This is a genomic window from Pseudomonas ovata (assembly GCF_003131185.1).
In the GTDB taxonomy this organism is placed as follows: Bacteria; Pseudomonadota; Gammaproteobacteria; order Pseudomonadales; family Pseudomonadaceae; genus Aquipseudomonas; species Aquipseudomonas ovata.
On record NZ_QFFU01000011.1, the window covers coordinates 59,192 to 72,218 of the forward strand.

The window sequence follows — 13,027 nt, forward strand, 5'->3', positions numbered from 1 at the left end:
ACGGATGAAAGAGATTATTTTGGCGGGCCTGATCGCCGGGAGTATCCTGCTCCCGGTCTGGCCATGCGCCATTAATAAGATCTCAGAGAGTCCGTCAGTGGTGACAAACATGTGTAGGTGGGGGCCGTGCTGAAACACCTTTCCCGGGAGGCGCTGGAGGCCGAGATCATGCGCCTGCACAGTCTGCTTGAGACCGTCGGCCTCGACGCCGCACCGCAGGTGCCGACATCCCATGCCTTGACCCTGGCCACGCCGCACTACACGCCAGTGGCGGGGCTTGCGATCGAAGAAACCCAGGAGCGCTATCGGCTGGCGGCCAAGGCCACCAATGACGCGATCTGGGATTGGGACCTGCAGGCCAATCATGTGCAGTGGAACGACGCCCTGCGAGACGCCTATGGCCATCGCCTGACCGCGCAGGACATGACCGGCGACTGGTGGATTGCGCAGATTCATCCCGATGACAGAGCGCGTATCCACGACTCGATCCATGCCTTGATCGACGGTCAGGGCGATGCCTGGTCCGACGAATATCGTTTTCATCGCGCCGACGGCTCCTGGGCCGAGGTGCTTGACCGTGGCCATGTGATCCGTAACGCGCAAGGTCAGGCCGTGCGCATGATCGGCGCGATGCTCGACCTGACCCGGGTGCGGCGTGCGGAAAAGGCCCTGCTAAAAAGCGAGGCGCTGTACCGCACCATTCTGGAGACCATCGAGGCGGCGTTTGCGATTGTCCAGGTCAAGTTCGACGCCGATGATCAGCCGATCGACTACCGCTTTGTCGAGGTCAATGCCGCGTTCGAGCAACAGGCCGGGGTCAACCTGCGCGGCAAGTGGGTCACCGAATTTGCGCCGGACCTGGAGCCGTTCTGGTTCAAGGCCTACGGGCATGTGGCCAAGACCGGCGAGCCGGCCAACTTCGAGAACTATGCCGAGGCCTTCGAGCGCTGGTTTGACGTGCGGGCCGTGCGGGTCGGCGATCCGGCCGAACGCACGATCGGCATCTTTTTCAGCGACGTGACCGAGCGCCGCAATGCCCAGGAGCGCTTGCGCGTCAGCGAGTCGCTGGCGCGTGAAAACGTGCAGCGGGTGCAACTGGCGCTGGCGGCAGGAGCAATCATCGGTACCTGGCACTGGGATCTGCTCACTGACCGCTTCACGGTCGATGAAGGTTTTGCCGACGCCTTTGGCCTGGACCCGGCACTGGGGCGCACGGGGTTGAGCCTGGTGCAGGTGATCACCACCGTGCACCCGGATGACCAGGACGGCTTGATTACCGCCATCCATGAGGTGATCCGGCGCGGTGGCGCCTATGCCCACCAGTACCGGGTACGGCGTGCCGATGGCAATTATTACTGGATCGAGGCCAACGGGCGGGTCGACCTGGCCGAGGACGGCACGGGCCTGAGCTTTCCAGGGGTGTTGATCGATGTGCAGGAGCGTCGTACCGTCGAAGCCGAGCGTGACCGCGCCACCGCCGCCCTGCGGGCCATGAATGACACGCTGGAGCACCGTGTGGCCGAGCGCACGGCCGAATTGATGCAGGCCGAAGAAAAACTGCGTCAGTCGCAGAAAATGGAGGCGGTTGGACAACTGACCGGGGGACTGGCGCATGACTTCAATAACCTGCTGGCCGGCATTTCGGGGTCCCTGGAACTGATCGACATGCGCATCACCCAGGGCCGCCTGACCGACATTGGCAAATACATCGGCGCCGCCCAGGGGGCGGCCCGCCGCGCCGCGTCCCTGACCCACCGGCTGCTGGCGTTTTCCCGGCGCCAGACCCTCGACCCCAGGCCCACCCATGTCAATGCACTGGTCGCCGGCATGGTCGAGATGATTCAACGCACGGTCGGCCCCGGTATCCACGTCGAAGCCCTGGGGGCGCCCACGCTGTGGCCGACCCTGGTCGATGCCAGTCAATTGGAAAACGCCTTGCTGAACCTGTGCCTCAACGCCCGCGACGCGATGCCGGACGGTGGCAGCATCACCATCAGGACCGCCAACCACTGCATGGACGCTGCCGCCGCCCAGGTCTACGATCTGCCTGAAGGCCAGTACCTGTGTCTGTGCGTGACCGATACCGGCACCGGGATGACCCCGGACATCATGGCCAAGGCCTTCGATCCGTTTTTCACCACCAAGCCGATCGGCCAGGGCACCGGGCTTGGACTGTCGATGATCTATGGCTTTGCCAAGCAGTCTGGCGGGCAGGTGCGCATTGCCTCGACCGTCGGCCAAGGGACTACGGTGTGCCTCTATTTACCGCGCTATTTCGGTACGGCGACAGACAGCGAAGGCGACATTGAGCCGATACCGGCGGCACTTGCCGGAGGCGGCGAAACCATTCTGGTGGTCGACGACGAACCCACGGTGCGCATGCTGCTGGCCGATGTACTGGGCGATCTGGGTTACACCGTGATCGAGGCCGGCGACAGCATGGCCGGGCTCAAGGTGCTGCGCTCGGATGTGCGCATCGACCTGCTGGTGACCGACGTGGGCCTGCCCGGTGGCATGAACGGCCGGCAGATGGCCGACGCCGGCCTGGAGATTCGTGCTGGCCTCAAGACCCTGTTCATTACCGGCTACGCCGAAAGTGCAGCGCTTGGCGATGCGCAACTGGGTCCAGGCAGGCTGGTACTGACCAAGCCTTTTACCGCCGAGGCGCTGGCAGGGCGGGTGAGGGCGTTGATGGGGACGTAACGGCCCCCGATAGATGGGCAGGAGCGGCCGGACGGCGAAGGTGCTGCCTTTCGCGGCTAAAGCCGCTCCTGCGAAGATTGCGTCCAGGCTTACTTGCAGTTTCCGGCCTTTCTGTACCCGGCGGCTACTGCCTGGGACTCGGATTCGAACGCGACCTGGTTCTTGGCCGACACCTTGTCATAGCTCGGGCAGCCGCTGGGCAGGTGGTAGATCTGGCTGGTGCGGTTGCCGATGATCGAGCCGGCCGAGGCGGTGGTCGCTGCTGCAGGCGCGGTGGCTGCTTGCGCCCGTGCCGGGATCGGGCTGACCAGGCCATCGCCGACCGGCTTGTAATCCAGGGTCCAGGTGCGCGCACCGGTCACGAATGGGTTGGTGTGGCCCATGATCGCGGTGATGCGGTTATTGCGCTCCTTTTCCCAAGCACTGACCGGGTGCTGTTTGTTCCAGGCCATCAAGACCTGTTGCTGCTGACGCGACATGCTCAGGTTATAGCGATCGAACATATAGAACGTGGTCCGCGCCACCAGGCCTTTGACTTCATCACGCGGTTCGGCCACGCGCTGTTCAAAGTCCACCTTGGTCTTGCATTGACCATATTGCGGCGCCACACCAGAGACCATGCCGTAGTTGTAGTTGCTGCGGTCGCCATTCACTTCACCCACCGCCGGGTAAAGATTGAACAGGTTGGCTTCCATGCTGCGGAACACCGGGTCGTCATCAATACAATGCTCGCGTCCGCCGTTGGCCCAGCACTGGCGCTGATGCCCGAAGGTCCAGGCCGGCACGATGTGTTCCCACTCGGTGCGCTCGGCGCGGTTTTCCTGTTTGCGGGTTTTATAACCACAGGATTTGGCATCGACCTGGCCGCCCGATTTACCGACCCAGTTCCACTGGCAGCCGCAATACAACTCGCCTTGGGCACTGTTGGCCTGGTCCATGTAAATCTTTTCCTTGGCGACCACTTTGGCGTCGGCAAAGGTTGCGGGCGGCGCGGCGAAGGCAAAGTTGCCCAGTGACAGCGACAGCAGTACAGCGAAAAACAGGGTTTTCATAAGGACGTCATAATCAGAATAAAGGCGCGCGCATTATAGCCCTAACAGGGAGAGGGCTGATAAATAGGAAAAATTTAAAGGCGCGCGCAGGGGCGGGAAAGGACATGCCTCAATCGCAGGCGTGTGAGCGGGCTGGACAAGGACCCTTTTCAGGCAGGCAAAGGCGTTTACTCAGCCTCAATGCCACAGTGCAGACACCTCCACAAGTTAGAAATGCTTAACCGGCATATTGATTTGTCAGAGACGTGATTGCCTGGACGGAGAACTTACGATTTCCCTGAGGTTACACGGCGGGTTGGCATCTTACCTGTCTTTGAAGACAGGGATTCCCACAGATGGACGCTCATGCCCGAGCGCGAGAATGTTCCTGGCGGCATTGATGTCGCGGTCGTGAGTGGCACCGCACTCACAACAAGTCCATTCCCTTATTCCAAGCCCTGCGATACCTCTCGGCCTCGACGCTGGCAATTGCTTGCAGGTCGAGCAGGTCTGGGTGGTGTTTCTCTCGCTGACAACCCTGAAAATGATACCTGCGTGATCGCATTTATAGGCCAGCATCGTTTTCAGTTGACCCCAGCTGGCGTCGAGCACCGACTTGGCCATGCGGGTTTTCACGAGTTTCAGTGAGCTTACATCGCCCACAACAATCAATCCGCAACGCGCAACCAGAGCGCTGCTGAATTTGTGCAAGGCGTCCTTGCGCCGATTTGCAATCTTTGCATGAAGTGCTTTCACTCGCGCCTTTTTGCCGGCACGTTGGGCAATGCCCAAAGCCGCCTCCAGATCCCGATAGAATTGGCCACTTTCAAGCTTTTCGCCGTCGCTGCATGTGGCGGTGGTTTTCAGGCCCAGGTCGATACCCAGGGTGTCTTGACCCGGTGATAGCGTGCATTCGATCTCGACCGTGACGTTGAAATACCAACGTCCACGGGTATCTTCATTAAAGCTTCCTGATCTGAATGAGTAACCTGCCAGGCCGTAGCTGTCCCAGACCTGGAAGTGCTGCTTGTTGAAGAGGATCTGACCGTTTCTCCAGACGGCAGCACCGGTCTTGAAGGGCACCCAACCCAGGCTGCGCCGGGGACCCTCCGAGCAACGCCAGTGGAGCCGACGCTTTTTGAACTGTTTGCGACGGTTCACATATTCATCCGTTACGCTCTGGATGGTATGGCTGTGAAGCCCAAGCACTTTGCTGGAGCCTTTGACATACGGATGCATATCGAATCTGGATAGAAAACGCCCGCGCTCGCGAATCGCCCGGCTGCTCAACTCATTCACGTAATTCCACACGAAATTCACGGCACGAGAGGCCTTGCGCAGTTGTGCTGCATGCTTGTCTCGCACTCGAACTCTGAGGGTCTTGAAGGATTTCATGGCGATGGGCTGGAGGCTGAATGTACTGGCAGCAATATTAAGCAGCCAAATAAATCAAACAAGCCTGTCACTCAATGTTCAGAATATTCGCACAAGAGAAACTGATTGGTCTTGCAATGCGACTCAGAGAGGATCGTCAGGTTGCCTCGCCCAGGACAGCAGGTGCGGTATGATCCGCGCCTGCACGCCACGTGCGCCTGCATCACGCGCCTCCAGAACAGGAAACCCTCATGACCCTGAGCAACGACACCTTGCAAGAGTACCTGGCCTTTGCCCACCGCCTGGCGGATGCCTCGGGCACGGCCATCCAGCCTTATTTCCGGGCGCAGATGACGGTGGAAGACAAGGGCGGCGCGCATTTCGACCCGGTCACCGTGGCCGACAAGGCCGCCGAGCGGGTGATGCGCGAGCATATCCTGGCCCAGTACCCCGAGGACGGCATTCTGGGTGAGGAAGAAGAGGACGTTACCGGCCGCAGCGGGCTGACCTGGGTGCTGGACCCCATCGACGGCACACGTGCCTTCATCACCGGCCTGCCGCTGTGGGGCACGCTGATCGCACTCAACGACGGCCAGCGCCCGGTGCTCGGCATGATGAACCAGCCGTTTACCGGCGAGCGTTACATCGGCACCCCCGAAGGCGCCTGGTGCAACGGCGTGCCGTTGAAAACCCGTCGCTGCGACAGCCTGTCTTCGGCCATTCTGATGGCCACTACGCCTGACATGTTCACCGAACCCGGCCAGCGCGAAGCCTTTGATCGCGTGGCCGGCCAGACCCGCCTGATGCGCTGGGGCGGCGACTGCTACGCCTACTGCATGCTGGCGTCGGGATTTGTCGACGTCATCATTGAGGCCAGCCTCAAGCCCTATGACGTCCAGGCCCTGATCCCGATCATCGAAGGCGCCGGTGGCGTGATGACCGCCTGGGACGGTGGCACTGCGCAACATGGCGGCGCCATTGTGGCGTGCGGCGATCCGCAGTTGCATGCGCAGGTGATCGAGTGGTTGAAGCAGGCCGGTTAAGGACACGGCAACAGACCCTAGCGCTTGTCAGGCGCTGACCGATCGTGCGGGGCAGTGCCGGTTGGCGAAACGGCGCAGTGCTCATCCTGACAGCGGGCACTGCCGTCAGGATGAGGCAGCCAGGTCAGGTGCGGGCGCCAGCGGCAGAAAAGCCGATAGCCGAGGTCCAGCAGCGGCCGGGTCAGGCGCCACGACAACGGTGCTGCCCAGGCACCCAGGCCCGCTGCCCGCCAGCTCCAGAGCGTGGCGTCCAGGCCGGTGACCCAGGTGCCATCATCAAACCTGGCGTGCAACAGCGACGCCATCTGCGCATGCGTCAGTCCTGCCGATCCGGCCTCGAACGCGTCAGCGCTGATATCGACGAATTGCAGACGATCGGGCGCTGCCCTTGCCCGCAGGATCCTGATTTCCCGAGCACACAACGGGCAGGCGCCGTCAAAGTAGAGCGTCAGCGGCCACGTGGGTTTCTTGTACATCAACAGTGCCTCTGTATAGGTTTTTGACAAGGTATGCCCAACTCTCCAGGCCTGCAACAGCCCATTTGCCGGGGGCACTGATGAACCCGGGCATTAACAGCCGGCGGAGGGGGCGCCGGCGTAAAATTTCACACGCACCCGCCTTACAGGTAGACTGCCGCCCGCCCGATAATTGGATCCGGGCGTTATTGCATGGAGTTTTATCGTGAAGTTTTTGAGCAAAGCCGTTGTGGTTGCAGCCTGTGGTCTGGTCCTGGCGGGTTGCACCGGCACCCCCATGAAGACTGAGCATTACGACAGCAGCGAGTACACCGTCATCGGCCACAGCGAGGCCAGTGCGACAGGTCTGATGCTGTTCAACCTGATCCCTATCCAGCAGAACTCCCGATTTGTACGTGCGCAGAATGCGGCAATCAAAGCCAAGGGTGGCGATGCGCTGATCAATACCCAGGTGCAGGAAAAGTGGTTCTGGGCATGGGTCCTCAACGGCTACACCACGACTGTTTCCGGTGATGTGATCAAGCTGAACACGCCCCGGTAAATCCCTTGGGTGCCGATGCAGCAGGGGCGAGCGATCTGCATAGCCCCTGCTGTGTCTTGAACAGACCGTCCATTTCCGGTTCGCAAGGTTGCGTAGTCAACCTGTGCCAGGTCATTCCATGTACCCGGCAGCATTTTTTCAGGCGCCGAAAAAATGGCGACAAAAACCCACCGTCCGTCGACTGACACTAATGGCATATTGCCTTGGTGATGGCTCAATGACATATTCGCACCACCTTTCAACCCCTCCCCAATGTGAGCCGCATGACCCCCCTCAAGTCACTTCTGGCAGCCTGTGTGCTGATCAGCGGGTGCAATGGAATGTCCACCGCGTATGTAAAGGATCCTGTTCAAGACCAAGCGTTTCTCGTTCATGCCGGAGGTCCTCTGGCGTTACTGATGATGGCCAGCGCCGTGCAGTGGAACGATGAATATGCCGTAACGGTCAAGCATCTTCCCTATGTACCAGGGGCGGTCTTCCAGGGGCGAGGCGACGTGCAGTTCTTCCGTCACAAGGCCGGTCAGCGCGCGCCCATGTGGCGCCAGTACCGCCCCGGCGAAACGCTCACGGCGGTCGGCTACAACTCCATGTACATGAAAAGCCAGGGCCAGGGCCGTGCGCTGAGTGCCATGGTGCGCCTGGACGCCAAGGACGGGGGCGTGATGTACGGCACCCATGATGGCCCGACCGTGCAGGGCATGTCCGGGGGACCGGTGTACGCCGCCGACGGCACCGTGGTCGGCATCAACGTTGCTTTCCTGGAGCAGGATGACCTGCAAAAGCTCAAGCGCGCCGACCTGCCGGTGCAGGAGCAGGTCAGCATCTTCATGCCGTACGCCGAGATCAGCCGTGAGTGGCAGCGTTACGCCAGCCAGCAGGGCACTGGCAGGCCGGTACCGGCCCCGGTCGGTGTCTCGGTCGCCACGATGCACTGACAGGCAGCGCTCACAGCCGCCATCATCGTTCGCGCAGGGCCTCCTTGGCCCTGTTCAGCGGCTTGATCAGGTAATCGAGGATGGTTTTCTCTCCGGTGCGGATGTCCACGGTGGCCACCATGCCGGGGACGATGGCAAACGGCTTGCCGGCCTTGTTGTACAGCACGTCGGCGCCGGTTCGGATGAACACCCGGTAATAGAAGACCTCCGGCTTGAACTCGTCCTGGATCGTGTCCGGCGAGATGGTCACCACCTTGCCGTCCAGGCTGCCGTAGATCGAATAGTCGTAGGCGGTGATCTTCACCTTGGCCACCTGGTCGGGGTGGATAAAGGCAATGTCCCGGGGCGCGATGCGCGCCTCGATCAGCAACTGGTCGTCTTGCGGCACGATCTGCATCAGCTTGCCGTTGGGCGGTATCACCCCGCCAATGGTGGTCACCTCGATGTCCTTGACGATGCCACGCACCGGCGAGCGCAGCGTCAGGCGGGTCAAGGAGTCGGCGCGACCCCGCACCACTTCGGCCAGCGAGTCGGCCTCGGCGCTGGCCTTGGCCAGGTCCTGGCGGGCCTGGACCATGTAGTCCGAGCGCGCTTCACTGGCCTTGAGTTCCAGTTCCGAGCGCTGGCGATTCAGGCGGATCACCTCGACCCGGCTGGAGGCACCGGCCTTGGCCAGGTTCTCGGTGATGGTCAGCTCGCTGCGCACCAGTTTCAACGATTGCTCGATGCCGGCCAGGGTTTCCTTGAGCCCGCGCTGGCGGGTCTGGTACAGCTCGGTCTCGGCGCGGGTCAGCTCCGGCCAGGCCTTGAGCGACTCGGCAAACACCAGTGGCTTGCCGCTGACTTCAGCCTGCAAGCGACTGACGCTGGCCAGCGCGGCGCGGTACTTGGCTTCGCTTTCGCCGACATTGGACTGGGTCTTGATCGGGTCCAGTTGCGCCAGGATATCGCCGCGCTCGACCCGTGAACCCTCGCTGACATTCATTTCGGTGATGATCCCGCCTTCGAGCGACTGGATGACCTGCTCGCGCGAGCTGGGCACTACCTTGCCGGTGCCACTGGACACCTCGACCACCTGGAAAAACGCCGCCCAGAGCAGAAAGCAGCCCAGCATCAGCGCGCAGATCCACACCACGCGGGTGGCGCGCAGCACGTCGGCTTCGTCGGCACCGTCCAGGTAAGAGGAGGGCGCCGACGGCAGGTGAAATGCGACTTCACGGCTCATGGGCGCACCCCGCTGGGTTGTCTGAGTTGCGCCAGGGCCGCTTCCCGTGGCGCGTCGATGACGATGCGGCCGTTGTCGACCACGATGATGCGCTCGACCCGCTGCAGCACGCTGAGCCGGTGGGTGGCCATGACCAGCGTGCGGCCTTCGCACCACAGCAGCAGGTCATCGAGCAGGCGTTTTTCGGTGACGTCGTCCAGCGAGGCGGTGGGTTCGTCGAGCAGCAGCACATTGGGCTGGCGCAGCAGCAAGCGCGACAGCAGCAGGCTTTGGCGCTGGCCGCCGGACAGGCCCAGCCCGCCCTCCAGAATCAGGTGGTCCAGGCCCTTGGGCAGGTGCCGGATGAATTCCAGGGCGCCGCTGATCGACAGCGCCGCCAGCAGCTCCTGGTCGCTGGCACGTCCGGCGCCCAGCACCAGGTTGTCGCGCAGAGTGCCGTGAAACAGCCGTGCATGCTGTTGCAACAGCCCGACGTCACGGCGCAGGTCGGCCGGGTCAAGGTGGCTCATGGCAATGCCATCAATGCTCAGTTCACCGGTGGCCAGGTCCATCGCCCCGGCCAGCGCCTGCAGCAGGGTGGATTTGCCTGCACCGTTGCGGCCCAGCACGGCAATGCGCTCGCCAGGGCGGATGCGCAGCTCGTTGATGTGCAGCGCCACCGGCGCCATCGGGTCGTAGCGCAGCGCCGAGTCCCTGATATGAAAGTCGCCGCGAATCACCGGCAGGTGCACCCGCTTGCTGTTTTCCGGATGATCGACCGGCAGCTGCATCAGGTGGTTGAGGCCCTTGAGCGCGACCTTGGCCTGCTGCCAGCGGGTCAGCACATGATTGAGCTGGGCCATCGGCGCCATCATCCGCGAGGCCAGCATCGAGGCGGCCACCAGGCTGCCGGTGGTCAGGTCACCGGCGATCACCATGGGCGCGCCGAACACGATGACAATGGCAAACACCGCGCCTTGCACGCTTTGCGTCCAGGTCACCAGGCCGTTGGTCAGGCTGCGCAGTTGCAGGCCGGTGTCGGCGGTGGTGGCGTTGAGGCGGTTCCACTGCTCCTGAAAGCGCTGTTCGGCTTGCAGGGCCTTGATGTCGTCCATGCCCTGGATGCTTTCCACCAGCATGGCATTGCGCAGCGCCGACTCGCGCATGTTGGCATTGGCCAGCCGCGCCAGCCGGCGCTGGTACAACAGGCCCGGCAGCAGCATGCACACCAGCGCCGCCAGCGGGATGAGGACCAGCGACCCGCCGATCAGCCAGAACACGAACAAAAACAGAAAGAAAAACGGCAGGTCGGCCAGTGCCGTGGCGGTGCTGGAGGTGATCATGTCGCGCACCTGTTCCAGCTCGCGCAACTGGGCGATGAACGAGCCGGTGGAGCGCGGCCGCACCGAGTTGCGCAGGCGCAGTGCATGACCGTAGACCAGGTCCGAGACGCGCAGGTCGGCGCGCTTGCCCAGCAGGTCGGTGATGCGCAGGCGCATGATGCGCAAGGTGAAGTCGAACAGCACCGCCAGCAGCACGCCGGCAAACAGCACGTAGAGCGTGGGCAATGATTCGGCGGGGATCACCCGGTCGTAGACCTGCATGGAAAACAGCACGCCGGCCATCGCCAGCAGGTTGGCCACCAGCGAGGCGATCATCACATGGCCGTAGGGCTTGAGGTCGCGTAGCACGATGCGCCGGAACCAGTGCTCATCGAAGGGCTGCACATAGTCATCGGTGCGCACGTCCGACAGCGGCCGGGCCGGGCGCATGATTACCGTGCGTCGCAGCCGCTCGCCCAGCGCCTGCAAGGGCATACGCTGTTGCAGGCCCTGATCGCCAGACAGCGCGATGCCGACTTCGCCCTCGCTCAGGCTTTGCACCACGCCGATCTGGCCGTCCTGCAACTCGACCACCAGCGGCGTGCGCCAGCGGCCCAGGTCGTGGGACCGGCGCCCGCCGAACTTGATCGTCAGCCCGGCCTGGCGCGCCATCTGGCGCACCACGTCCTCGACATCACGGTCGGGGCGCTGGGCGGCAATGCGCACGGTTTCTTCCGAGACGTCCATGCGGTAATGACGGGCCACCAGCAGGATGGCTTCCATCCATTGCGAATAGTCGGGCGGCTGCTCGGCCTGGCCGGGGTCGGGAGTGGTGATGATCACGGCATCGTTCATGGCAGAATCCTCACGCCCTGCACCGTGCGCGCTTCCAGGTCGAAGGCGCGACGCAGGCCGCCGCTGTTGTACAGGCAGTCGATCTGCAGGCGGCGCAGGTCCGCCTGGGTGCCGGCCAGTTCAAAGCGCGACTGGTGGATTTCCTGCTCGGCATTAAGCAGGTCGAGCAGCGGCCGGGTGCCCAGGTCCAGGTACTGGCGACCATACAGCTCGCGCGCTTCGCTGATGCTGCCCTGGCGTCGCTGCAAGGCATTGAGGCGCAGGGCCAGGCTGGAGGTTTGCGCCCGTGCCTCGGCCAGGCCCTGGCTGGCTTGCAGCAGGGCGGCGTCCTGGGCGGCATCGGCGGCGCTCAGGGCGTGCCCGGCGGCGCGGCTGCGGGCGCTGGTGGCGCCGCCCTGGTAGATCGGCACCTCGAAGTTCAGGTAGATGCCGGCCTGGGTGCGGTCGATGGCCGGGTTGTTGTCGTTGTAGCCGCTGTCCAGGTAATGGTTGACTGTCGGTTCCAGCGACAGCGTCGGGTAGGCATCGGCCCGGGCCCCGGCCAGCTCGGCCTCGGCCTGGGTGCGCTGGGCCTGGGCGACCAGCACGGCGGGCAGAATGTCGGTGGCCGGCTGCGAGCGTGAGCAGGCGGTCATCGATTCCTGTGGGAATTCATCGGCCACCTCGGCGGTGGTGGTGCGGCCCATCAGGTTGCTCAAGGTCGCCTGCCAGCGGGCGTATTGCGCCTTGTAGTCTTCCAGGCTGGCCATCGCACCCTCGGCCCGGGATTGTGCCTGCACCAGGTCCGAGCGGGTGCTGGCGCCCATGTCGCTGCGCTGGCGGGCCAGTTCGACGATATCGCCTACGCCCTGGATCTGTTTGCGGGCGATTTCGCTCAGGTGGCGGTAGCGCTGCACCTCGACCCAGGCGTAGGCGGTGTCGCGGGCGATCTGGTCGATGCTCAGCAGAATCTGCGCCTGGCTACGCGCCACACGGGCACGGGCGGCCTCGACGGCGTTATCGACCTTGCCGAAGTCGTACAGCATCTGCTTGAGCGAAATGCTCATGGCCTGGGAATTGCGGTCGCTGCCGTAGCCGGTGTCCATGCCGCCACGGATGCCGCCGGTGATCTGCGGGTAATAGCCCGCCTCAGCCACATTGATGCCTTCGCCTTGCTGGTACAGCGTGGACACCGCCTGGGCGATGTCGGGGTGCCAGCCGACGGCCTGGCGCACGGCTTCGTCCAGCGACAGGCGCTGGCCGGTGGGAACGCTGGCCGCGCGTGGCACCGGTGGTGGCGCTGCGGCTGGCGCTGCACGGTAGGAAGGCTGGTTCTGGCCTGCGCCAGGCCGTGGTGCCGGTGTTGGCATTGACGGCGCTGGTGCAGCCGCCACAGGGGGTGATGCCTGTTGCCGTGCGCTGTCGAACCTCGGCGCTGATGGTTGCGGCACGACCGTCACGGCACCCGGGTCGTGTTGCCGGGCGCTGTCCATTCGGCTGGCGTGTGGCTGCGGCGGCGCCTGAGCCGGCCGGGAATCCTGCGCCTGAACGCTGTCAGCCGGCT

10 protein-coding genes are annotated in these 13,027 nt (G+C 63.3%); 4 read left to right on the forward strand and 6 right to left on the reverse strand.

The annotated features are described in order from the left end of the window. Window positions 1-168: 168 nt before the first annotated feature. Window positions 169-2,703: a PAS domain-containing protein gene (locus tag DGA31_RS16180; RefSeq protein ID WP_109513243.1), complete on the forward strand. Its 2,535-nt coding sequence runs from the start codon at window positions 169-171 to the stop codon at window positions 2,701-2,703. Window positions 2,704-2,792: 89 nt separating this feature from the next. Here DGA31_RS16180 and DGA31_RS16185 read toward each other — a convergent pair whose 3' ends face one another. Continuing rightward, window positions 2,793-3,755, reverse strand: coding sequence for an endonuclease (locus DGA31_RS16185; protein WP_109513244.1), 963 nt, complete (start codon window positions 3,753-3,755; stop codon window positions 2,793-2,795). Window positions 3,756-4,058: 303 nt separating this feature from the next. After that, on the reverse strand, window positions 4,059-5,129 hold the full coding sequence (locus tag DGA31_RS16190) for an RNA-guided endonuclease InsQ/TnpB family protein (RefSeq protein WP_109513245.1): 1,071 nt from the start codon (window positions 5,127-5,129) through the stop codon (window positions 4,059-4,061). A 230-nt stretch (window positions 5,130-5,359) separates the two neighbouring features. Between DGA31_RS16190 and hisN the strand changes: the two genes are divergently transcribed. Further along, entirely contained in the window at window positions 5,360-6,151 is a 792-nt protein-coding gene (gene hisN / locus DGA31_RS16195; protein WP_109513246.1) for a histidinol-phosphatase, read from the forward strand. A gap of 17 nt (window positions 6,152-6,168) precedes the next feature. Here hisN and DGA31_RS16200 read toward each other — a convergent pair whose 3' ends face one another. Continuing rightward, the gene (locus tag DGA31_RS16200) at window positions 6,169-6,627 is read right to left on the reverse strand and encodes a thiol-disulfide oxidoreductase DCC family protein (RefSeq protein ID WP_109513247.1); all 459 of its coding nucleotides are present in this window, start codon (window positions 6,625-6,627) and stop codon (window positions 6,169-6,171) included. A 205-nt stretch (window positions 6,628-6,832) separates the two neighbouring features. On the opposite strand from DGA31_RS16200, the gene DGA31_RS16205 reads away from it, so the two are divergent. Both DGA31_RS16205 and DGA31_RS16210 read left to right on the forward strand, forming a co-directional pair. Beyond that, window positions 6,833-7,168 carry a hypothetical protein gene (locus tag DGA31_RS16205; protein ID WP_056836422.1) on the forward strand — a complete coding sequence of 112 codons (336 nt, stop codon included), beginning with the start codon at window positions 6,833-6,835 and terminating at the stop codon, window positions 7,166-7,168. A 398-nt stretch (window positions 7,169-7,566) separates the two neighbouring features. After that, the gene (locus DGA31_RS16210; protein WP_241509600.1) at window positions 7,567-8,103 is read left to right on the forward strand and encodes a trypsin-like peptidase domain-containing protein; all 537 of its coding nucleotides are present in this window, start codon (window positions 7,567-7,569) and stop codon (window positions 8,101-8,103) included. 22 nt (window positions 8,104-8,125) lie between these two features. Here DGA31_RS16210 and DGA31_RS16215 read toward each other — a convergent pair whose 3' ends face one another. From DGA31_RS16215 to DGA31_RS16225, 3 genes are read right to left on the reverse strand one after another with little or no spacing between them, the layout of a single operon-like run. Continuing rightward, window positions 8,126-9,328, reverse strand: a complete 1,203-nt coding sequence (locus DGA31_RS16215; protein WP_056836426.1) for a beta-barrel domain-containing protein — start codon at window positions 9,326-9,328, stop codon at window positions 8,126-8,128. Further along, window positions 9,325-11,484, reverse strand: a complete 2,160-nt coding sequence (locus DGA31_RS16220) for a type I secretion system permease/ATPase (RefSeq protein ID WP_056836428.1) — start codon at window positions 11,482-11,484, stop codon at window positions 9,325-9,327. Before DGA31_RS16220 ends, DGA31_RS16215 begins: the two co-directional genes overlap by 4 nt. Then, a complete protein-coding gene (locus DGA31_RS16225) occupies window positions 11,481-12,833 on the reverse strand; it encodes a TolC family outer membrane protein (RefSeq protein WP_082481395.1) in 1,353 nt (450 codons plus the stop codon). The genes DGA31_RS16220 and DGA31_RS16225 overlap by 4 nt, the downstream gene beginning before the upstream one ends. Window positions 12,834-13,027 lie beyond the last annotated feature (194 nt).

Excerpts from the sequence above, each read along its gene's own strand:
- hisN (WP_109513246.1), top strand. The coding sequence starts at position 5,360 with ATGACCCTGAGCAACGACACCTTGCAAGAGTACCTGGCCTTTGCCCAC.
- DGA31_RS16180 (WP_109513243.1), top strand. The coding sequence starts at position 169 with ATGCGCCTGCACAGTCTGCTTGAGACCGTCGGCCTCGACGCCGCACCG.
- DGA31_RS16210 (WP_241509600.1), top strand. The coding sequence starts at position 7,567 with ATGATGGCCAGCGCCGTGCAGTGGAACGATGAATATGCCGTAACGGTC.
- DGA31_RS16225 (WP_082481395.1), bottom strand. The coding sequence starts at position 12,833 with ATGCCAACACCGGCACCACGGCCTGGCGCAGGCCAGAACCAGCCTTCC.
- DGA31_RS16190 (WP_109513245.1), bottom strand. The coding sequence starts at position 5,129 with ATGAAATCCTTCAAGACCCTCAGAGTTCGAGTGCGAGACAAGCATGCA.
- DGA31_RS16200 (WP_109513247.1), bottom strand. The coding sequence starts at position 6,627 with ATGTACAAGAAACCCACGTGGCCGCTGACGCTCTACTTTGACGGCGCC.
- DGA31_RS16220 (WP_056836428.1), bottom strand. The coding sequence starts at position 11,484 with ATGAACGATGCCGTGATCATCACCACTCCCGACCCCGGCCAGGCCGAG.
- DGA31_RS16215 (WP_056836426.1), bottom strand. The coding sequence starts at position 9,328 with ATGAGCCGTGAAGTCGCATTTCACCTGCCGTCGGCGCCCTCCTCTTAC.
- DGA31_RS16185 (WP_109513244.1), bottom strand. The coding sequence starts at position 3,755 with ATGAAAACCCTGTTTTTCGCTGTACTGCTGTCGCTGTCACTGGGCAAC.